Source organism: Paracoccus hibiscisoli (assembly GCF_005048265.1).
Classification (GTDB): domain Bacteria; phylum Pseudomonadota; class Alphaproteobacteria; order Rhodobacterales; family Rhodobacteraceae; genus Paracoccus; species Paracoccus hibiscisoli.
Genome location: NZ_SUNH01000029.1, coordinates 1 through 23,442, shown reverse-complemented (window position 1 = coordinate 23,442; position 23,442 = coordinate 1). Strand labels below are relative to the sequence as shown.

Sequence of the window (23,442 nt, the reverse complement as noted above, 5' to 3'; positions counted from 1 at the left end):
CAAGGGCAAAGGGGGCTTCCATGCCTCAGGCCGGAGTTACGCAAAAATGCTATCTGGCACCCTGCAGCGTCAATCGTCCAACAGATTGATCTAAACAATGCCTGAAAAAGCAGCCTTGACCTTGATCGCTCCGAATGAGGCGACGGCCTTACGCGCTCCGTGAAGAGGGATCGGCCCGATACGAGCGCCGGTGATGATGACCGTGCCCGCGGAGAGCGGCATGTCCTGATTCGCGGCATGGGACGCGAGCCATGCGAGGAAGTCTGCCGTCTCGGACAGAGTTGGGGTCTGCTCTGAGGCGATGACACTCTGCCCATCCAAAGACAGTGCAAGGGCAAGCGGCTCATCCAGACGGCTTTGCCAATCGGCAATTGGGTCGCCCAGGACGATGGCTGCCGAACTGAAGCAGTCAGCCATCGCCTCCAATGGCGGCACCGACGCACGATCCCGGTAACGGGACGAGACGATCTCGAACGCAAGACGGACCTCGGCAACAGCCGCGAGGGAGGCACTGGGAGTGCTGCCGACTGCCAGATCGGTGCCAAGGATGAAGGCCGTCTCAACCTCGATTGCCGCATCGTGGGGCAGTGGCGGGAGGGTGGCGCAACTGGTCACGACCTCGCTGGTGGGCATCGCTGCGGCGTGACGGTCTCGGCCGGCCAAAAGGGCCATCTTCCAGCTGGCGCGGCCTCCGAGATGGCGCATGACTTCGGACTGCACCGTATAGGCTGCTGCCGTATCGGGAGGCGTGGAAGGCAAGCCGGCAGGGCGCGAGCCACCGGCACGCACATTTAGCAGCACGTGCGCGGCGGCCTTCGGATCAAATATCGGGTTCATGCGGTCATCTCCTCGATCGCAGGCATGGCATGGCGCGGCAGGATCGCGCCGGGATACAGAACCACCTGCGCGGCAAGGCCGGCGGCGCGCGCAATGGCATTAGGGGGCGCAAGCCCGGCCTGACGGGCCGCCAGCCATCCCGCGTTGAAGCTGTCGCCTGCGCCGGTGGTGTCCACGGCCTTGCGGCATGGTGGCAGCGGCCAACTGTCGAACGTCGCCGCGCCTATCGCCCAGTGCGCGACCGCATCGCCGCCGGTGGTCAAGACAATTTCCGCCGCGGTCAGGTTCATCAGCAGGTGCATCGCGTCGGAGGGATCCGTGACCCCGAAGCAGTCTGACACGTCGTCCAGGGAAGGCAGGATCAGCGTTGCTAGCCCGGCGGCCCGTCCGATGACCGCCCGTGCCGTCCCGGCATCAGGCCAGAGCGCGGGCCGGTAATTGGTGTCGAGGACGATGCGCGCGCCCTCGGCCCTGCGGCGGTCCAGCGCATGCAGCAGCGCCTCCCGCCCCTCTGGTAGCAACATCGCCAAGGTTACGCCCGAGAGGACCAGCGTATCCGCCCCATCCAGCGCCGCCAGATCCTCTGGCGCGGAAAACAAGCGGCGAGCGGGCGACTGATCCCGCCAGTAGGTAAAGCTGCGCTCTCCCCAAGTGTCGGTGGCGACGAAGCTGAGACCGGGACGGCCGCCCGGCTGCGTGGCGCAAAGGTCGGCGATGCCTTCGTCGGCCAGCGTGGCCTTGAGAAAACTGCTCATTGCGTCATCGCCCAGGCGGGACAGATAGCCGACGCTGCCGGTGGCGGTCAGTCGGGCCAGATAGACGGCGGTGTTCAACATGTCGCCGCCTGCGCGGCGGTCGAAACGTCCCGGCGTTTCCGGATCGCTGGTGAACTCGACCAGGGGTTCGCCAATACAAAGGAAATCCATCTCAGCCCTCGAACGGGGTCGGAAGGGGGCGGCCCTCGACATGTGCCGCAATATTGTCCAGAACCAGCGCGGCCATCGCGGCGCGCGCGGCATCCGTGGCCGAGCCGAGATGCGGAGTTAGCACGCAGTTCGGCGCATCGATCAGCGCCTGCGGCACGCTCGGTTCGTCGTCGAAGACATCCAGGCCGGCACCGGCGATGATGCCTGTCTGCAGCGCGTAGGCAAGCGCGTCGCTGTCGACCACCGGCCCGCGGGCGACGTTCACCAGGATACCGTCGGCTCCCAACGCCTGCAGCACCGTCGCGTCGACAAGGCCACGGGTTTCGGCGCCGCCCGCGGCGGTTACGAACAGAAGGGTGCAATCGTTTGCCAGTGCAGCCGCATCGGCGCGAAACCCGTCAGGGGCGTTCTGCTTTTCTGAACGTGCGGTATAGAGGACGTCGATTTCCAGACCGCGCAACAGATCGGCCAGCCTGCGACCGATGCGGCCATAGCCCAGGATGCCTGCCCGCCCTTGGAGAACCGGCCGACCAAGAGCGGGCTTGTCGCCCGCCGCCCATGACCCGGCCCGGACGAAGCGATCGCCCTCGGCGATGCGCCGTCCCGTGGCCAGTGCAAGGCCGATCGCCATCTCGGCCACTGCCGAGGAGAGCACGTCGGGTGTGGTGGTCACACGGATGCCACGACGGCGGGCTTCGACCAGATCAACCGCGTCCACGCCGACGCCGTTCACTGCAATCAGTTCCAGCGCCGGCATCCGGGCCATCTGCGCCGCCGACAGGCCCGAAGCGCCCGAGGTCAGGACGATTTTGACATCGTCCGCAGCGTCGATGTCGTGGACCACGTTATAATCGGCAAGCAGCTTATCCTGCATCGCGGCGGGCTTCAGCGAGGCAAGGGCCAGGACCTTGGGACGGCTCATGCGATCTGCCCCAGGAAGTTCTGCAGTCGCTCGTTCTGCGGGTTGCCGAAGAATGCCTCGGGGGGATTTTCTTCGACGATGACGCCCTTGTCCATGAAGATCACCCGGTCCGCGACGGCGCGCGCGAACTCCATCTCGTGCGTGACGCAGAGCATGGTCATTCCCTCGCGGGCGAGGTCGATCATCGTATCCAGCACTTCCTTGACCATCTCGGGGTCCAGCGCACTGGTCGGCTCATCGAACAGCATGATGCGGGGTTTCATGCACAGGGCCCGGGCAATCGCCACGCGCTGTTGCTGGCCGCCTGACAGCTGGGCGGGGTATTTGTCGGCCTGCTCGGGGATCTTGACGCGGTCGAGATACTGCCTCGCGGTCGCCTTGGCCTCGGCGCGGGGGATCTTGCGGGACTTCATCGGTGCCAGCATGCAGTTTTCCAGCACCGTCATATGCGGAAACAAGTTGAAGGACTGGAAGACCATGCCAACTTCCTGGCGGACCTTGGCGACGTTATCGCCGCCCGAAAGAGCGATCCCGTCCACGACAATTTGCCCGGACTGGATTGCCTCCAACTGATTGATCGTGCGGATCAGGGTCGACTTGCCCGACCCCGAGGGGCCGCAGATCACGACCCGCTCTCCGCGCTCCACAGTCAGATCAATATCGACCAGCGCATGAAAGGCACCGTAATACTTGTTGACGGCGCGCATGGTGATGGCGTGTTCGGTCATCGGGGTCCCCTTGGGCAAGGGCGCCCGGCCGCATCGGCCGGGCGCATCCGGTCACTCGGCAGTCTTGACGAATTCGGGCAGCGGCTCGCCCAGCCATTCCTGATGGATTGCGTCAAGGGTGCCATCTGTGCGCGCCTCGGTGACGAAGGCGTTGATCTCCTCCAGCAGCGCATCGGAGTCTGGCGCGACTGCGATGCCCTGCACTTGGCTGGACAGGTCAAACTTCTTGTCGAAGCGGTCGCCTGCCACGCCAGCGATCTGCGAAAAGACTACGTTCGACAAGCCGATGGTCTGCACCTGCCCTGACATCAGCGCCTGAACCGCACTGGCATCGTCGTCAAACCGGCGGATCTCGGTGCCTTCGGGGGCGACTTCGGTCACACCTGTATCTTGGGTCGAAGCGCGGGCGACAGAAATGGATTTGCCGGCCAGATCTTCCGGCCCCGCGACCGCCACATCGGTGCCGCCATAGACGCCGATGGCGATGCCCGCATAGGGGATCGAGAAATCGACGCGCTCGGCCCGCTCAGCGGTGATGCCAAGCGATGCGACCAACACGTCCACCTGTCCCGACAACAGATAGGGGATGCGGTTCGGGCCGGTGACCGGAACGATCTGCGCCTCGACGCCGAGATGTTCGGCCAGCGCTATCGCCACGTCGGCATCGTAGCCACCGGGATTGCCGGAGGCGTCCTGAATGCCGAAGGGTGGGAAGTCGACCAACATGCCGATTCGAATGGTGCCCGCATCGCGGACGGTTTGGAGATCGGCCGCCAGCGCAGGGGCTGCGATCAAGGTGGTGGCGGCAAGAGCCGCGAACAGGCGACGGGTCAGTCTCATGGTATCCTCCTCCTCAGAAAAACTTAACGCGTGACGGCAAGGCGCATCCGCGCCTCCATCCGCCGGGCCAGCAGCGACAGCGGCCAGCACAGAATGAAATAGAGCACGGCCACCGTCCCGAAGACTAGGAAGGGCTGAAACGTCGCGTTGTTGACGATCTGCCCAGCACGCGTCAGTTCGGTAAACCCGATGATCGAGGCCAGCGAGGTGCCCTTGATCAGTTGCACCAGAAACCCGACCGTGGGGGCAGTGGCGACGCGCATGGCCTGCGGCAGTACGACATGGCGCATCCGGTCGCGGTAGGACAGGGCCAGCGCGGTCGCGGCCTCGGACTGGCCCTGCGGGACGGCCTGGATCGCGCCGCGCCAGATCTCGCCCAGAAAGGCACTGGCATGCAGCGTCAGTGCAACGGCGGCGGCCACCAGCGGATCGATGGGCAATCCCAGAACGGCCAGCCCGAAATAGACCAGGAACAACTGCATCAGCAGTGGCGTGCCTTGGAACACCTGGATGAAGGACATGGACAGCCAACGCAGCGCCCGGCTGTGCGCGGTCCGCGACAACGCCAGAGCAAGGCCGCCGACCGCCCCGCCGATAAAGGCGATGACCGACAGGATCAGCGTCCAGCGGATCGCCATGGCGATGAAGATCAGGTCGACGGAGGAAAATTCGCGGATCATCTCAGCGCCCCGCCGGATAGTTGAAGAAGACCCGTCGCAGTGTACCGAACAGCGTCGAGAAGCCCAAGGCCAGCAGGAAATACATGATCGTCAGCACCAGATAGATCTCGAAGCTGGCGAAGGTGCGGGCGTTCAGGTCCGCCCCGGCGGCCGCAAGGTCATTGGCCGAGATGACCGACACGACGCTGGAGGTCAGCATCAGGTAGATGAACTGGCTGGTCAGCGAGGGATAGATATTGCGCAGTGCCGGCTTCAACACGACATAACGGAAGATCTGCGTCGGCGTCAGGGCCAGGGCGCGTCCGGCTTCGATCTGACCTCGCGGGATAGATTCGATGCCGGCGCGGATGATCTCGGTCCCATAGGCGCCGACGTTGACCACCAGCGCCACAAGCGCCGCGGTGTTGGGCGACATACTGATGCCGAGGGCGGGCAGGCCGAAGAAAATGAAAAAAATCTGGATCAGGAACGGCGTGTTGCGGATCATCTCGACATAGACATCGACGATCCAGCGCAGCGGCCGGATGCTCGACGTCTTGGCGACCGCCCCGAGGATCGACACGATCAGCCCGATGGCCATGGCCGTGAACGACAGCTGAACGGTCAGCCAAGCGCCGTAGGCCAGCATGTCCAGATTGTCGAAAACCGGCTGGAAGTTAAAGCGATACATCTGCCCTCCCCTGCGGATGTGTCTTTTCCTGCAACTTAGAACGATCTAAAACGCAGATCGACCGCGTGTCAAACGATTTTCGTTCCAGAGCTTTCGCGTACCATCAGCGTTGGGAACTGAATGAATCTCTCGATGGGGCGTCCCGGTTCGGCCAGGCGCCGGGTCAGTAGCCGTGCAGCCTCGGTGCCGATCCGCGCAGGGCACATGGCGACGCTAGTCATCGGCGGATAGGTTAGTTCCGCCAGCGGCAGATCGTCTAGGCCCACGACGGCCATCTCCCGCCCCGGCTGCCGATCCGCGCGTCGCAGACCCAGCATAAGTCCCGCCGCAAGAACATCGTTGAAGCACAGCACAGCCGTTGGACGCGCTGGCAGGGCAAGCACCGCATTGGCGGCAAGGGCCGCACCCTCCCACGTCAGGTCGGCTTCGATGATCCCCGCGTCAATTGCGCCACTCTTTGCCAGCGCCATCGAAAAGCCCTTCAACCGCTCGGCCTTGGCCGAGGTCATCGCGCGCACCGACAGAAAGGCGATGCGCCGGTGCCCCAGTGCCGTCAAATGCTGCATCGCCAACCCGACGCCTGCGACATAGTCCGCGCCCGCATAATCCGTTTCCTGCGCGCCGACCTCGCGTAGAGCCTGCACCATGGGCAACCCCCAACGCTGCATTCGCCCCGGCAGAGCTGCATCCGTCCCAGCCGCCGGGCAGAGGATCATGCCATCCACACCATGCCCTCGGAACCGCTGCAGGATCTCGTCCTGCCGCCGCGGGTCGTCCTCGCTGTTGGCAAGTAGCACAACGCGGTCCTGCTCACGCATCACCTGCTCGACGCCCGTGAGGAACTCAGTAAAAAACGAGTTCACTAAGTTGGGCACGATGACACCCACCGTCCGGCTGCTGTTATTGCGTAACCGCGCGGCACCAATGTCGCGGACATAATCGAGATCGGCCATGACCTTCTCGACCTTCAATCGCGTGTGTTCGGCCACCAGGGGGGACTGTCGCACGACAAGCGAAACCGTTGCCCGTGAGACGCCAGCCACAGAGGCAATGTCCTCCAAGGTGGGACGCTTGGTATTCATAACGCTACTCCCACGGACAAGGCTGTTTGGTTATCGGATCCAAGGAGAACGTTGAAGTGCCGGTTACGATCTGAATTGTTCGACGGCTTTTTCTTCGAGGTCCAAACAACGCGGTAACCTTCGAAGGTTAATGTCGGCCCTAGTCTGCAGTCGGTAACGGTGACTGGCGCGGCGGTGTAGCCCGCACGAGGCGGACACTGGCGCGATGGGGTTGGCTGAATTCGCCTGAGGTGCCCTTGGTCAGGCGGTGGCAATAGGTTGCGGGCGTCTATGCTGCGCTCTTCCATATGTCGGGTGTGACGTAGACGACCGTCTCATCGACGCTCACCATTACGTCGCCGTCTTGAATATTGACCTGGAGCTTCATCGCGCGGTTGGCCAACTGTGCCAACGCGGCCGTGTCGGTCTCCGTGAAATTGATGATCTGCAAGTTCTCGAAACGGGTGGTGCCGTTCCTGACCTTGTCCCACCACATTTCGGCAACCCTGCCACCATAGGGGTAAACAATAACCTTCGCAGCTTTACTGCTGGACTGACGCATGACTTTTTCACTTGGAAGTCCAAGTGCCACCCACAAATCGATCTCGCCGCTCAGGCTCTTCTGCCAGATGTCGGGTTCATTGTCCGTGGACAGTCCTTTGGTCATTTCCAAATGCTCATGGGCGTTCAGGGCGAAGGCGAGGATACGGACCATCAGCCGCTCATCAGTCTCCGAAGGATGCTTTGCCACAGTCAATTTATGGGTCTCGTAATAGTGGCGACCCATGTCAGAAACTGACAGCTCGATTTTATAAATGGTGGCGTTTTGCGCCATGATCTGCCCCAACCCTACAAGGATCCGGCTGCCTACCGCGTGCGGCGTTCCATGGAAAGCGGATACAAAGCCCGCCAACAAGCAGTGGCCGACACACCGCGTCAAAGATGGAAGACGTCACGGTTGGATTGATCAATGCGCTTTCCCAACTTTTCAACTGCCGTCGGCTCAGAGCGGTTGTTCGACGCCCGCCAGATGCAACACTGCAGCCTCCCTAGGTTCCAGACCCATTGATTTCATTTCTTTTGCGTGATTCAGGCTCCGTAAGGAGGACTTGATCAATGAGCAACTTGTTCTGGCTGACCGAGGCGCAGATGGCGCGCCTTCGTCCTTTTTTTCCCAAGAGCCATGGCCGGCCACGTGTCGATGATCCGCGGGTCCTCAGCGGCATTATCTTCATCAATCGCAATGGCTTACGGTGGTGCGACGCACCGAAAGAATATGGGCCGGCCAAGACCCTCTATAATCGCTGGAAGCGTTGGAGCGATAACGGGGTCTTCGCTCGGATCATGGTTGGCCTGGCCACCGAAGGCACCGATCCCGAGACGATAATGATCGACGCGACCTATCTGAAGGCGCACCGCACGGCTTGCAGCCTGCGTGCCAAAAAAGGGGGCGTGGGCGCCAGATCGGTCGAACGAAAGGCGGCATGAACACGAAGCTGCACGCCCTCACCGACGCGAAAGGTCGGCCCCTTCGCATCTTCATGTCGGCAGGACAGGTTAGTGACCATACCGGCGCGGCGGCACTTCTGGACAGCCTGCCGCAGGCCGATTGGTTCCTGGCGGACCGGGGATATGACGCTGACTGGCTGCGAGAAGCGTTAGAGGTCAAAGGGATAAGAGCCTGCATCCCTGGCCGAAAGTCCCGTAAGACGCCGGTGAAATACGACAAACGGCGTTATAAAAGACGCAATCGCATCGAGATCATGTTCGGTCGCCTGAAGGACTGGAGACGTGTCGCCACACGTTACGACAGGTGCCCGGAGACATACCTTTCCGCCATCGCATTGGCCGCAACCGTCCTGTTCTGGCTGTGAAACTCAATGAGTCTGGAACCTAGACCGGACGTTGGTGCGGAGCGCAGCAAAATCACGGCGCAACATATGCTTAGCACCGCGCGTTTATTCGAGACGCTTGACCCGGAGCCGTATCTGCTGGGGCCAAGTTCACCGCTGCTGACATGCAGTGCATTTCGCCCATTCACTGGTTTCCCGGCCTGATGCCCGAAGTGCTGGCAGTTCGGAACTGGGGCGCCCATAATGTGGAGCCCATTCAGCAGTGACCGGGCAAGGCCCAGGCACATCGGCCCAAAGCCTTCGTTTCCCGGGGGGCAATCATGACGACATCGCTGCTCCTCGCATCGGCCTTTCTCCTGCCAGCAGGGGAGCATTGTCGTGATAGATCTTCGTCAGCCGCTCGATCAGCCGGCGGATCGGGGGTCTGTGGCGGTCATCGTCGTGCATCACGAGATATTGCTGTTCGGTCAGCTCGTCGATGATCGGGCCGATACGCGCCAGAGACGGATCGCAATCTCCGATCATGCAGGGCATGACGCCGATCCCTGCTCCCGCCCTGACCAGTTCGTGAACCGTAGCGATCGAGTTCGCCAGCACGCTGATATCATGGCCCTGCACGTGCAGCCATCGGACCGCCGCATGCTTGGCATGGGCCGGATCGATTGCCACCCACCCCAGCAGGTCGGGGTTGCCGACGCTCCAGCTTCGGTAGGCAGCGAACCGCAGGATGCCCAGCCTAAGCGCGGCCAGATTGCCTGCCTCGGCGGGCTGATTGCGGATCCCCAGATCGACCTCTCAATGCGCTATGTCCAGCACGGCTTCGGTCGTCACAAAATTCAGCCGGAAGCCGTCGCTGGGTCGGTTCAGAAGGCTGAACTTGTCGGCCAGGAAATGCGCGGTCGCCGTGCCTGCAGACAGCCGTATCAGCAGCGCCTGCTGTCGCGCGCGCAGGATGTCCTGCACTGGGACCGCAGATGAATGCATCACCCGGACCCTGTCATGCAGCGCCTTGCCCGCTGGGGTCAGAGATTATCCCGACTGCGCGCGATGGAACAGGGACTGACCCGCCCGCTGCTCCAACGCCAGCATGCGTCTCCCCACGGTCGGCGGGCTGAGCCCGGTCAGGCGTCCGGCCGCACTCAGGCCACCACTTTCTGCGACATGGAAGAAGATCTCCAGATCTTCCCATGAAAGTTTTTCACTCATGAAAAACATCCTGTGTTATCGCGCGTGTCCAAGGGCTGCAGAGTGCTTCACCTTTCTATGAAAGAAAAGGTAAAGACGATATGTTGCCCATTGTTCGACCGCTTCTGGCAAATGACCTTTCCGAGGAGGAGTTCTATTCGCTCGGACGTGCCTCCTTGCTCAGCCGGTTCTTCTCGGCATGGTCTTCGCCGGATGCGAACCGCTCAGTATGCACGATGATTGGTCCGCATGCACCGCGCGCGCGTGCTGGATTGCGCGAACCGGAGGATGGGTTCAATGGCTGCTAAAGGGTGTGGACTACCCGTGTGACAGCGGTGATGCTGCTGCCTTTCCGGTCGTGGCGAGCCTGATTGGGCAATGTCGCAAGTGAGGGACGAGCCGACCAGTCGCAAGGTGATTATAATGCGTCAAGCAGCCGGACAATGGGTATCCAAGGAATGTACGGCGCGACATCGACCCCTGACGACCTACCGCATCAAAGCCTCCATGTGCATTCAGTGGCCATTCAAGTTGCCTCAGAACAGCAAGGCGACAGCCAGCCCAATCCCTAGTCCGATGGGTAGCCCGACCGCTATGCCTCTAAAGAACAGACAGCAGGGGCAGGATGTGTCGAGATACTGCATGAAACGGGACGTCCAGTGCTCGGGGGTATCACACCAGGACGGGAGCAAGACCCGGCTGCCACAGGCCATGAAATTGGAAAGCCAGTTGTCCTGCCAGTCTCCGGTGCCGCCATCAAGCTGCTGTGCATCCGGGTCGGCAGCGGTGTTTGGGGTCTCCGGTCGAAACCGAAATGGATTGATCATCAGTCACCTCACTGGCCAAAACGCTGGGCACGCGGTCCTCGGGGAGAAGGTATCGCACGCGCCTTCGAACGCGGGGCAGACCTGCAAGTTGCGACATCGCACGGCTTTAGGCGCATGTTATCGGGCTCTGCTGCAAAGCTGGCCTTTCGATCCATCAGGGCCGGGCGGTGGCGCCCTCGCGCCGATCGGTCGGCTTGTCGTGACCTCACCCGGCCGCGCGGCAGACCCTCCGGTTTGACTGGGTATCGACGAGGCCCGGAATCAGGCTCCCTCCGGATGGTGTTGGGCGCGACGACGCTCGACGTGGCATCGGCGCCGCGTGAAGGACCGCGCTTTGCGGCATGTCGGCGCGATGCTGGCTGCACTCCTGACCTGAGAGAGGGAGCGGTCGGCCCAAAGCGGACTGTCGATCTCCTTAAGGCGCCGCAGTGCAGTTTATCGGAATCGGACATTTGTGCGTCGTGCAGCAAAGCGATCCGTGCCGTGTAGCAGTTCGCGGCGGCGTGCAGTATTCCCGGTTGCGGCTGAGGGCAGCTTCGACGGCTCGCTGCGTGTCGGGTTCTTGCGATTGCAGCTTATCTATGAAGCGCGCGACGACACCAAGCCGCCGCAGAAGTAAGGAGCCGAATGGTCCGACGCTGCTTGCGGGACTTTATGCCGCGATGGAGGAAACTCTTTGGACTTTCTCGAGGAACGTCCGCACGATCATCTCTGCGGCTGCGTCGATCGAGGCCTCACGGTCGCTCCAAATCGGATGCTCGGGCTTTGGCCAGATGCCAAGGTCCCACATCTGCAGCCCGGCACCATACGGCTTCGTGAGGTTCATCGTCAACACGACCTGAAGGCGGGTGATATCCTCGTCGGTCGCATCTGCCCTGTCGGTGTAGAAGATGTCGAACATCTCGTCGCAGGTTTGGCCTCCGGTCACTGATCCGGAATGCTCGATAACGGCCCCGCCGCCGAGCTCTACCCCGAGATCGTCCTCGACCTTCTTCATAATCCGGCGCACAAAGTTCTCCGGAGAGGTCTTGTGGGTGTTCTCGGACACGCGGATCTCTATCTCTTTTTGATAGGCCTTATCTCTTTTCATGCCCTGCCAGATGCAGTGGCACCCGAAGATCACGGCACAGACCAGAGCAATGCCCAGAATCGCTAGGATCGCCTGTCCGAATACTGCCAGGAAGACCAATACGCCTGCGAAAACGACCAGGCCGCCGATGTCGCGGGGGGAAAACATAAAGAACATCCGGATCTCCGAAACGAATATGGCAATCACGCCAAGATGACAGGAAGAGCTGAAGAAACAGTTGCCGCATCATACGACCCGGCGGCGAAAAAAACCGCCGGGTCATCTGCCGATCAGCAGCCAGGGCCGTCGCACTCACCTCCCTCGCCCCAGAGATAGGCAGGACCCTCATTCGTCAGGAGGAACTGGAAGAGCCGGCGGGCCGCCTCAGGGGTGTGGAGGTCGAAGTCGAGACGGTCGTAGCTGTTGTCCTCGAGAAACTCAGCCGTCGCGATTGCGCCGCGTGCCGTGGCGGGGCCCCACTTGCCGTCGAGGCCGGATGCGTAGAGCCCAGCTTGCTTCATCACGCCTTGTGCGCTGCTGCGCTGCGCATCGGGCAGGCTCTCAAAGCCCGACCGTGCCGCGGCTTCGTTCCAGCGCACGTCTGCAGAGGCCGGCAAGGCGATCAGCGCCAGGGTAGATGCGGCGAGAATGCGTTTGATGGTCATGGCGATGCTCCTTTTGAATGATGATATTTGAAAGACGGCTGGCGGCGGAAGTTGTGACCGCCGGTCCCATAAAATTCTAAGCGGTTTAGTGGAGCTCTACGGCCACCTGCCTCACGCGCTCACGGGCGCGGCTGATGCGCTTGCGTTCGGCAGGTCCGGCCCCCACCCCCTCGGCCACGGCCTGCGCAATCACCTCCATCCCGGCGATCTCAAAGACCTTGAGTGCGTGGCTCATGCGCTCGACGTGATAGTCGGGGCCGTGAGTGGTGACAGGCTCGATCACGCGGGCATTGGCCACCCAACGGGCTGCGACACGCCGTTTGCGCTCCAGGTCAACTGCGCGGCGGCGGCCAACTTGATATGCAAGGCCGGCAAGGCTCTCTATAGCTTCCCCGCGTCGCACAGTCCGCAGGAGCACCTCGAAGACATGAGAGATGATCTCGGCCTCCTCGGAGACCGGAAGGGGGCCGACACTGCTGGCACCGGCCAGCGCCGCCCGCATGGTCCGGGCCATGTCTTTGCGAAGGAGATCCACAAGGATCGCGTCATACTGGCACGCTTGCGCATCGATGCTCATCCGGCACTCCTGGTATGTGACTTTAAGGGCACGGGAGCGCGGCATCTGGCCCGGAGCATCTTGACCAGATGATCGCGGTTCGTCAGATAATCGCCTTGGCGTCTTTGCGACGATCGCCCCCGAAAGGGCGTGAGGAGCAAAGACGCCAAGGCGATATCATATATTCAGTTTTTTATGGTTCGACGCTCTTCAAAAGCGGTCCGATCTTCTCGGCGATCAGCGCATCACTCAGGCCTTTTCGCGTGTCGCCCATAGCGCGGATCATCGCATCCGCATGCGCCTTGTACGCCAGGTCCGGAAGGCCACCCTCCGTCGCCCCGCGCAGCCGCCGAAAGCATGCGGCGGCCAGCCCGCCCGGTCCTTCCAGTTCGCTCCTGAGGGATGCAGCCAGGGGGTTCTCGAGCGCGTCCTCACGGACATTGTCTTCGGGACCCATCAAGGACAGGGCCCGCCGGACGGCGTCATGGAAGGGATCGCCCTCCAGATCGCCGATCAGCGCGGCCCGGGTCTCAATGAGCAGCGCGTCGAACTGGCCTCGTTCCTCCAGGAACCGCCAGATGTCATCAGCGTCCGTGGGGAGCTGGTCTTCATGGATTTCGAAAACGTCCATCTCAGATCCCCCGGACAGGGTGCCGGAGAAGAGCCTCGTCAAGCCGACGGCCTACGTGGAACGGGTTCGCGTCCCACAGTCCCCGATATTCCTCGTCATGAAGATACGAAATGCGTCTCGCCCGGGCAGCGGCCATCCCTGCTCTGACAAGGATCTGCTCGTCGCGTGGCAAGCCGAGGATCTCTCCCTGGTAGCCCGTGATCTGCCGGGCGACGGTCTCGGACGCGGCGTTTGTGGTTCCAAAGATGGAGATCGTCCCGGCATTGTCCAGGAATTCCATCCAGCTGTCCCCATAGGTCTGCTGGATCTGCGCCAGGGACTGCCAGAAAGTCCAGGTGCGCATGCCATAGCCACGCAGCAGCGTCGCGGCGGTCCTCAGCTCCTCGAGATAGCCTGGCTGGGCAGCTTCATCGACCAGTAGAAGATCCGGGATGGCCGGCCGGCTGCGGCGGCGGGTCGCCGCGTTGATGAGCGTTCCAAGCCAGAGGCGAAGGAGCTTGCCGTGAGACGCCAGATAGTGTGGCGGCACGGTCAGATAGATGGTCATGGGCACGCCCGCGACGTAGTCGTCGAGGCTCATCGTGTTCCCCGTCAGGCCGACCAGGGATACGCTCGACTGCAAGAACCCCAAGCCTTCGCGGATCGTAGACAGGAACGAGCCGCGCGTCTTGTCGGGCGCATCGACATACATGGAGGCCGCTTCGCGGATGATGCCGTCATGGGCATTGGAACCTCTCGCGCAGGCCATGAAGATCACCCGATCCTCCTCCGAGGACAGCCAGATCTTGCGCAGCGAGCGCAGGTTGCGCAGCGGAGGGCTGAGATAGGTGGCGATGAAAAGGAGCGATCCTGCGATCATTTGCGTCGCTCCTTGTGTCCAGAAGGGATCCCGGTCAGCCGCGTGCCGCGGAAGGAGCTGCGTCGCGATCCGGGTGCAGTCGTCGACGGCAGAGGCAGAGACCGTGCTGACCTGTTCGAGCGGGTTGATGGCGTCGGTGCCGGTCGCCCCGAAGGGATCGATCCTGACCACCCGTTGCCCCATCTGCGCACGCCGGCGGGCAGTGACCGCATGCAGCTCACCCTTCGGGTCAGTGACGATGATCGAACCACGATAGGTCAGAAGGGTCGGGATGACCTGGCTGACACCCTTGCCGCTCCCTGTGCCTGCGATCGTGACAAGTCCTGCATCGTCTTCAGACATGATGGCCTCGCCATTTCGTACCGGCGCATGGCTTTCGCCCATGCTGAACCCGATGGAACAGGCAGCAGCAGCCCCCAGATGGCGCCCGACGGCGATGGCGTGGCCACGGTTGACGGAACTGGTGTCTGCGAGCCTCAGTGTTCTGGTCGACATGCGGCAGCCTTTCCTGATGTGATGCTACCCTGACGCGGCACTTCGGCACTTGTGACCGGCTGCAGCCCCGATATGCCCAATTCGATCAAATTTGCGCTTGATGCCTGTCGACCAGATGAATCATTCTGCCGAGGATGTGCGTTGGATCGTCGACGAACGCGATGACAGGATGGACCCGTGACCGAGCAGCTTCTCTTTTGTGGAAACAACCGGAAGCGTGATTTGGAGCGCCTCACGGCGATCTTTGATGCCTGTGTGTCATCAGCGGCTGATCCTGCCGTTTCACCTGCGGGACCCCGCCACCGTGTGGTCATGATTGAAGCCGAGCGCGGACTGGGAAAGACGCGGCTCGCCTTGGAACTGCTGCGGCACATGATGCAGACCGCTGACCGCGGCGTCTACTGGCCGCGAGAGATCTGCGACACCGTCAATGGCGCCGTCATGCCGCGACCGGAAGAATGCCACATCAATCAGCCTCCGCCCTTTCTATGGTGGGGGATGGCGATCGCAGAGGGGCGCAACCCGGGAAACACGATCTTCGCGTCTCTGAATGACATCCTTCCCCACATGGTCCTGGCGCGCGTTGCCGCCCGACGCAAATCGAGCATGAAAGAAATTCTGGCAGACGCCAAGGACCTTGCCATCGATATTGGTATCGAGATCGGTCCTGAAATCACCGGGCTTGGGATGATCAAACGCCTTGGGCAGTCCGCACTCAAGATTGGCGCAATCGTCAGGCGGCACCGGGGCAAGGAGGATGTCAGTTCTTCGGCTGGAAATCAGGTGGACACGGTCGTCGACTCCGTCCTGGACGACCTGTCGTTCCTCTTTGACCGCAGGTCGCCCTACTACGCAAAGATCCCGCTGGTCATCCTCATCGACGATGCCCAGTTTGCTGACAACGATCCCGCCATGCCAACATTCCTTGAAAAGCTCCTTGCAAGAAGCGCCCGCGAGGATTGGCCGCTCTTGCTGGTCTGCACACATTGGAGCCGTCAGCTTGGGCTTTGGAAGGACGCTAACGACCAGTGGCGCGAGCCCAGTCACGTCGCCAAGGTGATCGAGCATGCCATGATGCCCGACAAGAAGGTCGCGGGGGTTTTCGCCAAGGAGCCTGCCGGATCGCTTCGAGCCTCGGGTTTCGAACGGATCGACCTGGGTGAACCCGTCGACCATCTGGAAGAAGCCCTCCGCCAGCGCTTTCCCGGCTTGGAAGAAGCTGACGTGGGGATGATCACAGGCAAGTCGGGTAGCAACCCTCGCAAGCTGGAGCAGATCATCGCTCGGATGGAGCGTAAGCCGAAATGGTTCGATGCGAATGACCTGAAAAACGGCCTGACGAATGTGGGACGTGAAGCGGTAGCCACATTGGCGGACCTGCCTATCGATGAGGTGGTTCTGGAGCGTTTCATGGACACGCCCGCCGATGTCCGGCGCAGCATGATCGTCGCATCTCTGATGGGCAGCCGCTTCGTCGTCGACCTGGTGGATCGGATTACTCATGCGCGACTGGCGACAGACGCTCGCGCAGCCCTCCAGGAAGGCGAAAAAAGCTTCCGCTTCCTGAAAGGCATCGCTGACCAGTCGCAGAATGACATCGGGGAGTTTTCTGAAGGCCTCTTCTTCGACGCGGCGAAGGAGTATCAGGAAAGCGGGCTCGCGCGGCGGGATCTGCCTGATTGGCCGGATGCCGACGAACTGATGACGACACTGGATACCCTGCTCGCAGAACTCGTGAAGGATCCCGATCAGTTCCCCAAACTGTCTGAAGACGATTTGGCGGAAGCGTTGACACTGGCCGGGACGCGGATGTCGCACAGGGGTGACCCGGCGGCTGGAACGGCTTTTGCGCGCGTCGTTCAGCTCGAAAAGCGGAGAAGGAACACAGAGGCCGCTTATTCCGCCGCTCTGCACTTCGTAAGACTTGTCGAGAAGGGAGAACGTCTTGAGACACCGCTTGGCCTTTACTGGGAGGTGGCTGCTACGATCAGGAACTTGGGATTGCGCGACGTGGCAAACGACTTATGGTCGCAGCTTCATAACGACCTACAAGTGATCGCTGATGTCGAGCCGGAGAACGTCGAGGCTCTAGTATGGCTGGCCGAATGCAAAGTCCAGTTGGGGCGGCAGCAGGATCTGGTTAATGAGGGATCGGCCGCCCTTGCATGCTATAGCGATGCCGCCCAAATAATACGCGCCACAATTGAAACCGGAACTTTCCTAACATCAGAACCTGTTTTTAGGTCTCTGTTCATCTTTGGGGAAGCACTCCAGGCCCGAGGTAAGTGCCAAGAGGCCCTTGCTGTATACTCAGAACTTGTGCAAGAACTTGAGGAAATCCTCTTCTGTAATCCCGACGACATCAATGGCGAGGCATATAAAAAGCTGGTCCATGCCGTCATTGTGGGCATGGAAATGGAGCTCGGCTATGAGCCTGACGCGGATAGGGCCTTAGGTCGGGCAGTATCCGCAATCAATGACGTTCCGGTCGGGAACCCAGATGATCATCATTGGCAGCACAATCTGGCGGTGATCCGAATGAAGCAGGCCATCAGATTTCGCGAGCTGGGTGATAATAGTAGCGCGTTAGAGCTTCTTCATTCATGCATCGCTATCTACGAACGAATTGTATCCGACGATCCTAATAATAACCAATGGCTAAATGTCTATAGCTATACACTGCAAAAAGCAGCTCAACTACATATGGAGGCTGGCAATCATGCGATCGGGATCGAGTTGTTCGAACGCGCAATATCTGCGTCTAAGCGCCTCGCCCATCGAAGCCTCGACATCAACTACCAAAAATCCCACTGTTTTGCAGCAGAGAAGCTCGCGGCGATATTTGTAGAACATTCGTTGCCGGAGAAAGCAGTCGTCTACTTTCAAGAGGCGGGAAATGCGGCTTCAGCAATTGTCGAGAGAGATCACAATGATGCATTATGGATTACCAAATTTATGGAGGCCCAGGAAAATATTGCAGATCTGCTTTGGGAAATGGACTATTACCATGGTGCGTTTGAACGATACGATATCTACCTAAAAATGGCTTACCATTTGATGAAGGTCGCCCCTGACTTAGAAGGATCTGCCAACGCCGTTCTCCATATGCTTGGAAAGACTGGCGGGAAGCACTCGGAAATCGGAAGCCCTGACCGGGCGCTTGAATACCATATCCACGCAGAAAGTATTGCCTTGGATCAGGCACGTCACAACCCTGAAAGCGCGCATTTTCGCCGTGTGGTTGGTTCGTGCCGGTTCAATACGGCTTCTGCGCACGTGGAGTTGCGCGAATTCGACAAGGCGCTTGAACTACTATATGCCGCGCTGGTGTCCCACAATTACGTTCACGAGTTGGCGCCTAATGACGTCACCATTTTGAGCGAGCTGCGGCGCTTTCACGAAAAAATAGCTTATGCGTATTGGGAGTTGAGGGATTTTGAAGCAGCGAATTCACACTACGAGAAAACTCTCGATTCATGGTCCCAGATGGCAAAGCTACAGTCTGGGCCGGCCATAATGCCGCCGGAGTAGGTAAATACTCTGCTGGGTAAGATAGGGACTCGTCCAGAGGGCAAATTACCAAATACCGCGACGGTCTCGGCCTCTTCCTGACCGGTGGTCGTGTTGAGCTGGACACGGATGTTACTAAACAGCCCCTTCTTCATTTGTCTGTAAGCGGCAAGGACATCCCGTGGGTTAGTGGCCAGGCTGGTTTGGGGTAAGGTTCTGGCGATGATCTGATCGCCGAGGTTCCATGTCTACGACTAGTCCTACGCCTATGCCTGCGACTGGTAGCTTACAGTTGATCGAGGCTGTGACGGAGCGTTTTGACGGTGCGCCAGTCGGCGAGCGGCGGCGTTGGTCAGATGAGTTCAAGGAGAGGGCCGTCGCAGCGGCGCTGGAGCCGGGCGTGAACGTTTCGGCGCTGGCCCGCCGTTTGGGGATTTCGCCACCGCAACTGTTCGGCTGGCGAAAGGCTTCCCTGAAGAAGCAGACGCAGGATGTTGCACCCGGCGCACCCGTGCCGTTGGTGGAGATCATGCTGGGAGGTGTCCTCATCCGCGTCAGCCCCGACCTTGACGAGGCTGCGCTGCGCCGGATCCTCCGCGCGGTGCGCTCAGCATGATCCCCTTCGGCGTGAAAGTCTTTTTGGCCAGCCATCCTGTAGACTTCCACAAAGGTCCGGACAGTCTGTTGTCGCTGGTGCGGGATGCTGGCAGCGACCCGTTCAGCGGCGCGCTTTATGTGTTCCGGGCGAAGCGGGCGGACAGGATCAAGATCGTCTGGTGGGACGGCAGCGGCGTCTGTCTCTTTGCCAAGCGCCTCGAGAAATCCGCGTTCTGCTGGCCGCGTATCGGGCATGTCCGGGTCCAGCTTAACCACGCCCAGCTCATGGCGCTCATGGACGGTCTGGACTGGAAGCGGGTTCGTCCCATAGCGGTAAGAAAGCCTGTATTTGCTGGATAAACCGGCTGCGGAAAAGTGAATCAACCCGCCCCTGGACGCGGATATCCTACAGAGTCCCCGGCCAGAATATGCTATTTTCGCCCCTATGAGCGCCGACGAACTTTCCCTTCCTGATGACATGGACCAGCTGAAGTCCATGGTCCGCGCCATGGCTGCGCAGGCGTCGCGCGCAGATGCGCTGGAGCGTGAGGTCGAGACGCTCACGGCCCGCAATGCGGATGCCGACGAACGGATCAAACGGCTGATGCAGATCCTGAAGGCTTACGATCGGGCGCGGTTTGGACGACGCTCCGAGAAGCTCGGTTCTGCCGCGCCAGGTGACGAGGCCGCGCAGCAGGCTTTCCTCTTCGAGGAAATTGAGACGGGTATCTCTGCCCTGCGGGCGCAGGTTGGCACGGGCCACGCCTCACAGCACAAGCGAGCGTCTCGGCCCCGCAAAGGCTTTCCACCGCATCTGGAGCGGGTCGACGTGGTGATCGAGCCTGAGGATCTGCCGGAACATGCCGGCAGGCAGAAGGTGCTGATCGGTGAGGACGTGTCCGAACGGCTGGATGTGATCCCTGCAAAGTTCCGGGTGATCGTCACGCGCCGCCCCAAATACGCGTTCAAAGGCAGGGACGGTGTCATCCAGGCTTTGGCCCCGGCGCATATCATCGAAAGTGGCCTGCCGACGGAGGCGCTGCTGGCGCAGATCGCGGTCTCGAAATACGCAGACGGCCTGCCGCTCTATCGCCAGGAAGGGATCTATGCCCGCGATGGCGTGGATCTCGACCGACGGCTGATGGCGCAGTGGATGGGCCGGACCGGCTTTGAGCTGGATATCCTCGCGGGCCATGTTCTGGGCGAGATCCTGAGAGGCGAGAGGGTCTTCGCGGATGAGACCAGCCTGCCAACCCTTGCCCCCGGCACCGGCAGCACGAAAAAGGCCTGGCTCTGGGCCTATGCCCGCGACGACAGCACCTTCGGCGGGAGTGGACCGCCCATGGTGGCCTATCGCTTTGAAGACAGCCGGTCCGGCGATTGTGTGCGGCGGCATCTCGCAGGCTATCGCGGTATCCTGCAGGTGGACGGTTATGCCGCCTACAACAAGCTCGCGCTCAAGGGCGGAGCCAACGATGCTCCGCTGCTCGCGGGCTGCTGGGCTCATGCCCGGCGGCGGTTCTATGAACTTCATGCCGCCGGGGACTCAAAGGTCGCGACCACCACGGTTGAGCGCATGGCCGATCTCTGGAAGCATGAGGCAGAGGTGCGGGGCCAAAGCCCTGAAGCCCGCGCTGTCGCACGGCAGGCTGTCTCGGCACCAATCGTTGCCGCGCTGTTCACGCTCTGGCAGCAGACCCTGCCGCGCATCTCGGGTAAGTCGAAGCTGGCTGAAGCGCTGCGCTATGCCATGACGCGTCGGGACATCTTCGAGCGCTTCCTGACGGACGGTCGCATCGAGCTCGATTCCAACATCGTCGAGCGGGCCATCAGACCCCAGACAATTACGAGAAAAAACAGCCTGTTCGCCGGATCGGATGGCGGTGGCTGCACATGGGCCACGATCGCCACCCTTTTGCAGACCTGCAAGATGAACAACGTCGACCCCGTCGCATGGCTGACCCTGACCTTGGAGCGCATCGCCAACCAGTGGCCGAGCGCAGAGATCCACGCGCTCATGCCCTGGAATTACAAAGCCTGAACGGCCTCAGCTCCCCGCTTACATTTGTCTTTCGGTTTTGGTGGCTTTTCTTGCCAAGCTGCAACCATTTTTACATAAGAGGGGCGTTGTTGCAGAACTTCAGCCTGCCGCGGGATTCACGCGGGCGGGCTGGTAGGGTAATCGTCTCGGCATGAGCAAACCTGAGGCTTCCCGCTACCGCACAACGAACTGGAAATCCTACAATGACGCCCTGAAGCGGCGTGGCTCGCTGCTGATCTGGCTGGACAAGGATATGGCGTGGCTGGCGGACAGGGCCGGGCATCCTGGCCGTCCGCCGGTGTTCTCTGATGCTGCCATCCAGTTCTGCCTGGTGGTTAAGGTGCTCTTCGGCCTGCCGCTTCGGCAAACCACCGGCATGGTGGCCAGCATGCTGGAGATGGCAGGGATCGACTGGCCGGTGCCGGACTTCTCCACCTTGAGCCGCAGGCAGAAGACCCTTGCTGTGCAGATCCCCCACCGCCGTGCGGCAGGGCCGCTGAACCTGTTGGTCGACAGCACCGGGATCAAGTTTTTGGGCGATGGCGAATGGCTGGCTCGCAAGCACGGCACGCACCGCAGGCGCCAATACCGCAAGGTCCACCTGGCAATGGATACGGCTACCGGCGACATCCGGGCAGTGGAGTTCACTTCGAGCCGCGAAGGCGACAGTCCTGTTCTTCCGGACCTGCTGGATCAAATTCCACCAGATCCGCCGATCGGCACCGTGACCGGCGACGGTGCTTTCGACACCCGGCGCTGTCACACCGTAATCGTGGATCGCGGCGGCACGGCCGTCATCCCGATCCGCAAGAACGGACGCCTCTGGAAGGAGGACTGTCCTGCCGCCCGCGCCCGCAACGACATCCTGCGGGCGAGCAAACGCTTTGGTCGGGCAAACTGGAAGCACTGGTCCGGCTATCATACCCGTAGTCGGATTGAGGCAAAGATGAGATGTCTCAAATCCTTTGGCGAGCGCATCGCCTCACGAGACTCCGACAGACAAACAGCCGAAGTCCACAGTCCACATCCGCATCGCCCTCATGAACCGCTTCAACGCACTCGGCACTGCCGAGATCGAACGCGTGGCCTGAGCTTAACGGGGTAAGGGGAAGTCCGGCTTCAACGCCGAGTTCTGCAACAATGCCGCCACAGTCATTCAGATCAGATGAACGTCAACAGTCCCTAGCCCCGTGGAGGTCTCCATCCGGCAGTTTGTGCTCCTTCCGCGCTGCAGACCCAGCACTCACCAAGATCGCAGTGATATTGCTTGGTATTAAGTTGATCTATGTTGACCCCCGAGCGATCCCGGGAGCACGCCGGGCCACTTGGACGACAAGCGATGACAAAACTGTCCGAAACGCAGACTGCAGTACTAACTGCCAGTGCCCAGCGCCCCGGCGGCATTGCTCTTCCGCTGCCCAACAGACTAGCGGGTGCGGCGGCAAAAATGGCGGTGAGCAGAATGATTGAACGCGGCTGGCTGCAAGAGGTTGAGGCTAACGTGCGCCAGGCCGATCCCCTCTGGCGGGAAACCGGCGATGGCCATGGCACCACGCTGGTGGTGACCGACGAAGGGCTGCTGGCCATCGGCTTCGATCCAGTCGTGGTCAAGACGGTGGTCGCCATTCGACAGCACGCAGCCGAAGCAGCCGGGCCAAAGACGCCGATCCAGCGTGCTGGAACCAAGCAAGCGCACATTATTGCCCTGATGCAACGCCCTGAAGGCGTCACGATTGCCGAAATCGTCGTGGCGACAGGTTGGCAGGCTCATAGCACGCGCGGGATGATTTCTGGAACATTGAAGAAGAAACTCGGGCTGTCGATCAGCATGACAAAGGAACATGGGCGGGGGTCGGTGTACCGGATCGTCTAATTGACCCGAACGTCGCTCCCTTTTTTAGCAACCACGATCCCCTGCCTTCAGTATCTTGTGCATCAGTTGCCGCATGGAAGCAGATTAGCTTCGGCTGAATCAGGGTTTCTCAAGGTGACTTCCGTTGGCTGGCTTCCGGCAAGATGGCTTCCGCAAAGTGGCTTCCCTGGATTCCGCAAAAGAATCCAGCGCGACAAGGTCGAGATTAAGCAAGGCTTTGGTTTGGAATCATTATTTGAAAATTCGCGCAGCAGGTGGCTTCCGGGTGGCTTCCCCGGTGAAAACGCCTGCCGCTAGCAAACTGCTGCGCTGCGTCCCCCCGCATACGTTCGGGGCCGGGGAGGAACCGTTGGGAGGGGGGCGGTTTCGGCCCGCAGCCGACCTTCGGGCTTGGCGCAGCAAGTGACCCGTGTGATCCCAATGTAGCCAAATGGCCATCACCAAGTGCGCGTCCGATCCCTGACATTGAAGCTTTGTAGCCGCGTAGCTTTGCGTGTTCCACGGGATGATGGGCACCCATTCCAGCTGATCGTGGGCAGCGATTCCACGCGATGATGGGCAGCCGTTCCACGCGATCGTGGGCGGGCCCGGCCGACAGTCTGAAGCTACGGTGACCC

23 protein-coding genes and 1 pseudogene are annotated in these 23,442 nt (G+C 61.0%); 7 read left to right on the top strand and 17 right to left on the bottom strand.

Annotation, left to right across the window (positions count from 1 at the left end):
* Window positions 1-90: 90 nt before the first annotated feature.
* The 9 genes from FA740_RS16485 to FA740_RS16445 form a co-directional block, all read right to left on the bottom strand.
* Window positions 91-837, bottom strand: coding sequence for a fumarylacetoacetate hydrolase family protein (locus FA740_RS16485; protein ID WP_136857904.1), 747 nt, complete (start codon window positions 835-837; stop codon window positions 91-93).
* The gene (locus FA740_RS16480; RefSeq protein ID WP_136857907.1) at window positions 834-1,763 is read right to left on the bottom strand and encodes a sugar kinase; all 930 of its coding nucleotides are present in this window, start codon (window positions 1,761-1,763) and stop codon (window positions 834-836) included. The genes FA740_RS16485 and FA740_RS16480 overlap by 4 nt, the downstream gene beginning before the upstream one ends.
* A gap of 1 nt (window position 1,764) precedes the next feature.
* Window positions 1,765-2,685, bottom strand: coding sequence for an NAD(P)-dependent oxidoreductase (locus FA740_RS16475; protein ID WP_136857903.1), 921 nt, complete (start codon window positions 2,683-2,685; stop codon window positions 1,765-1,767).
* Window positions 2,682-3,413: an amino acid ABC transporter ATP-binding protein gene (locus FA740_RS16470; protein WP_136857902.1), complete on the bottom strand. Its 732-nt coding sequence runs from the start codon at window positions 3,411-3,413 to the stop codon at window positions 2,682-2,684. Before FA740_RS16470 ends, FA740_RS16475 begins: the two co-directional genes overlap by 4 nt.
* Window positions 3,414-3,464: 51 nt before the next feature.
* Window positions 3,465-4,343 carry a transporter substrate-binding domain-containing protein gene (locus FA740_RS16465; RefSeq protein ID WP_246053684.1) on the bottom strand — a complete coding sequence of 293 codons (879 nt, stop codon included), beginning with the start codon at window positions 4,341-4,343 and terminating at the stop codon, window positions 3,465-3,467.
* Window positions 4,277-4,933, bottom strand: a complete 657-nt coding sequence (locus FA740_RS16460; RefSeq protein ID WP_136857901.1) for an amino acid ABC transporter permease — start codon at window positions 4,931-4,933, stop codon at window positions 4,277-4,279. Before FA740_RS16460 ends, FA740_RS16465 begins: the two co-directional genes overlap by 67 nt.
* A 1-nt stretch (window position 4,934) precedes the next feature.
* Window positions 4,935-5,603 (bottom strand): amino acid ABC transporter permease, encoded by a 669-nt coding sequence (locus tag FA740_RS16455; RefSeq protein ID WP_136857900.1) that lies wholly within the window; start codon window positions 5,601-5,603, stop codon window positions 4,935-4,937.
* Between the two features lie 68 nt (window positions 5,604-5,671).
* Entirely contained in the window at window positions 5,672-6,685 is a 1,014-nt protein-coding gene (locus tag FA740_RS16450) for a LacI family DNA-binding transcriptional regulator (RefSeq protein ID WP_136857899.1), read from the bottom strand.
* A 268-nt stretch (window positions 6,686-6,953) separates the two neighbouring features.
* Complete coding sequence (locus tag FA740_RS16445; protein WP_136857898.1) at window positions 6,954-7,499, bottom strand: YaeQ family protein; 546 nt, start codon at window positions 7,497-7,499, stop codon at window positions 6,954-6,956.
* A 281-nt stretch (window positions 7,500-7,780) separates the two neighbouring features.
* Here FA740_RS16445 and FA740_RS16440 point away from each other — a divergent pair.
* Window positions 7,781-8,538, top strand: a protein-coding gene (locus FA740_RS16440) for an IS5 family transposase (RefSeq protein WP_136857897.1) whose coding sequence is annotated in 2 segments (ribosomal slippage) — window positions 7,781-8,117 and window positions 8,117-8,538 — 759 coding nt in all. Because the reading frame shifts where the segments join, the coding sequence is not laid out codon by codon here.
* 297 nt (window positions 8,539-8,835) lie between these two features.
* Here the strand turns inward: FA740_RS16440 and FA740_RS16435 are convergent.
* The 8 genes from FA740_RS16435 to FA740_RS16405 all read right to left on the bottom strand — a co-directional run bounded on the left by FA740_RS16435 (window position 8,836) and on the right by FA740_RS16405 (window position 14,804).
* Window positions 8,836-9,297: a LysR substrate-binding domain-containing protein gene (locus FA740_RS16435; protein ID WP_338119677.1), complete on the bottom strand. Its 462-nt coding sequence runs from the start codon at window positions 9,295-9,297 to the stop codon at window positions 8,836-8,838.
* Between the two features lie 15 nt (window positions 9,298-9,312).
* Window positions 9,313-9,480: a hypothetical protein gene (locus FA740_RS19795; protein WP_169306340.1), complete on the bottom strand. Its 168-nt coding sequence runs from the start codon at window positions 9,478-9,480 to the stop codon at window positions 9,313-9,315.
* Window positions 9,481-9,546: 66 nt separating this feature from the next.
* A complete protein-coding gene (locus tag FA740_RS16430; RefSeq protein WP_169306339.1) occupies window positions 9,547-9,723 on the bottom strand; it encodes a helix-turn-helix domain-containing protein in 177 nt (58 codons plus the stop codon).
* A gap of 1,458 nt (window positions 9,724-11,181) precedes the next feature.
* Window positions 11,182-11,766, bottom strand: a complete 585-nt coding sequence (locus FA740_RS16425; RefSeq protein ID WP_136857894.1) for a hypothetical protein — start codon at window positions 11,764-11,766, stop codon at window positions 11,182-11,184.
* A gap of 122 nt (window positions 11,767-11,888) precedes the next feature.
* Complete coding sequence (locus FA740_RS16420) at window positions 11,889-12,263, bottom strand: hypothetical protein (RefSeq protein ID WP_136857893.1); 375 nt, start codon at window positions 12,261-12,263, stop codon at window positions 11,889-11,891.
* Between the two features lie 85 nt (window positions 12,264-12,348).
* Window positions 12,349-12,840 carry a hypothetical protein gene (locus FA740_RS16415; RefSeq protein WP_136857892.1) on the bottom strand — a complete coding sequence of 164 codons (492 nt, stop codon included), beginning with the start codon at window positions 12,838-12,840 and terminating at the stop codon, window positions 12,349-12,351.
* A gap of 172 nt (window positions 12,841-13,012) precedes the next feature.
* Window positions 13,013-13,450 (bottom strand): hypothetical protein, encoded by a 438-nt coding sequence (locus tag FA740_RS16410; RefSeq protein ID WP_136857891.1) that lies wholly within the window; start codon window positions 13,448-13,450, stop codon window positions 13,013-13,015.
* 1 nt (window position 13,451) lies between these two features.
* Entirely contained in the window at window positions 13,452-14,804 is a 1,353-nt protein-coding gene (locus FA740_RS16405; RefSeq protein ID WP_136857890.1) for a type IV secretory system conjugative DNA transfer family protein, read from the bottom strand.
* 177 nt (window positions 14,805-14,981) lie between these two features.
* Between FA740_RS16405 and FA740_RS16400 the strand changes: the two genes are divergently transcribed.
* From FA740_RS16400 to FA740_RS16375, 6 genes and pseudogenes are all read left to right on the top strand, one after another.
* Window positions 14,982-18,335, top strand: coding sequence for a tetratricopeptide repeat protein (locus FA740_RS16400; protein ID WP_136857889.1), 3,354 nt, complete (start codon window positions 14,982-14,984; stop codon window positions 18,333-18,335).
* Window positions 18,336-18,606: 271 nt separating this feature from the next.
* Complete coding sequence (locus FA740_RS16395; protein WP_169306338.1) at window positions 18,607-18,930, top strand: transposase; 324 nt, start codon at window positions 18,607-18,609, stop codon at window positions 18,928-18,930.
* A complete protein-coding gene (tnpB, locus tag FA740_RS16390) occupies window positions 18,927-19,271 on the top strand; it encodes an IS66 family insertion sequence element accessory protein TnpB (protein WP_136857887.1) in 345 nt (114 codons plus the stop codon). The genes FA740_RS16395 and tnpB overlap by 4 nt, the downstream gene beginning before the upstream one ends.
* An 85-nt stretch (window positions 19,272-19,356) precedes the next feature.
* Window positions 19,357-20,952 (top strand): IS66 family transposase, encoded by a 1,596-nt coding sequence (gene tnpC, locus FA740_RS16385; protein ID WP_136857886.1) that lies wholly within the window; start codon window positions 19,357-19,359, stop codon window positions 20,950-20,952.
* A gap of 151 nt (window positions 20,953-21,103) precedes the next feature.
* A pseudogene (locus FA740_RS16380) lies at window positions 21,104-22,043 on the top strand (IS5 family transposase).
* 248 nt (window positions 22,044-22,291) lie between these two features.
* On the top strand, window positions 22,292-22,825 hold the full coding sequence (locus tag FA740_RS16375) for a DUF3489 domain-containing protein (protein ID WP_136857884.1): 534 nt from the start codon (window positions 22,292-22,294) through the stop codon (window positions 22,823-22,825).
* Window positions 22,826-23,442: the final 617 nt, after the last annotated feature.

Excerpts from the sequence above, each read along its gene's own strand:
- FA740_RS16485 (WP_136857904.1), bottom strand. The coding sequence starts at position 837 with ATGAACCCGATATTTGATCCGAAGGCCGCCGCGCACGTGCTGCTAAAT.
- FA740_RS16480 (WP_136857907.1), bottom strand. The coding sequence starts at position 1,763 with ATGGATTTCCTTTGTATTGGCGAACCCCTGGTCGAGTTCACCAGCGAT.
- FA740_RS16475 (WP_136857903.1), bottom strand. The coding sequence starts at position 2,685 with ATGAGCCGTCCCAAGGTCCTGGCCCTTGCCTCGCTGAAGCCCGCCGCG.
- FA740_RS16470 (WP_136857902.1), bottom strand. The coding sequence starts at position 3,413 with ATGACCGAACACGCCATCACCATGCGCGCCGTCAACAAGTATTACGGT.
- FA740_RS16460 (WP_136857901.1), bottom strand. The coding sequence starts at position 4,933 with ATGATCCGCGAATTTTCCTCCGTCGACCTGATCTTCATCGCCATGGCG.
- FA740_RS16455 (WP_136857900.1), bottom strand. The coding sequence starts at position 5,603 with ATGTATCGCTTTAACTTCCAGCCGGTTTTCGACAATCTGGACATGCTG.
- FA740_RS16450 (WP_136857899.1), bottom strand. The coding sequence starts at position 6,685 with ATGAATACCAAGCGTCCCACCTTGGAGGACATTGCCTCTGTGGCTGGC.
- FA740_RS16445 (WP_136857898.1), bottom strand. The coding sequence starts at position 7,499 with ATGGCGCAAAACGCCACCATTTATAAAATCGAGCTGTCAGTTTCTGAC.
- FA740_RS16430 (WP_169306339.1), bottom strand. The coding sequence starts at position 9,723 with ATGAGTGAAAAACTTTCATGGGAAGATCTGGAGATCTTCTTCCATGTC.
- FA740_RS16425 (WP_136857894.1), bottom strand. The coding sequence starts at position 11,766 with ATGTTTTCCCCCCGCGACATCGGCGGCCTGGTCGTTTTCGCAGGCGTA.
- FA740_RS16420 (WP_136857893.1), bottom strand. The coding sequence starts at position 12,263 with ATGACCATCAAACGCATTCTCGCCGCATCTACCCTGGCGCTGATCGCC.
- FA740_RS16415 (WP_136857892.1), bottom strand. The coding sequence starts at position 12,840 with ATGAGCATCGATGCGCAAGCGTGCCAGTATGACGCGATCCTTGTGGAT.
- FA740_RS16410 (WP_136857891.1), bottom strand. The coding sequence starts at position 13,450 with ATGGACGTTTTCGAAATCCATGAAGACCAGCTCCCCACGGACGCTGAT.
- FA740_RS16405 (WP_136857890.1), bottom strand. The coding sequence starts at position 14,804 with ATGTCGACCAGAACACTGAGGCTCGCAGACACCAGTTCCGTCAACCGT.
- tnpB (WP_136857887.1), top strand. The coding sequence starts at position 18,927 with ATGATCCCCTTCGGCGTGAAAGTCTTTTTGGCCAGCCATCCTGTAGAC.
- tnpC (WP_136857886.1), top strand. The coding sequence starts at position 19,357 with ATGAGCGCCGACGAACTTTCCCTTCCTGATGACATGGACCAGCTGAAG.
- FA740_RS16375 (WP_136857884.1), top strand. The coding sequence starts at position 22,292 with ATGACAAAACTGTCCGAAACGCAGACTGCAGTACTAACTGCCAGTGCC.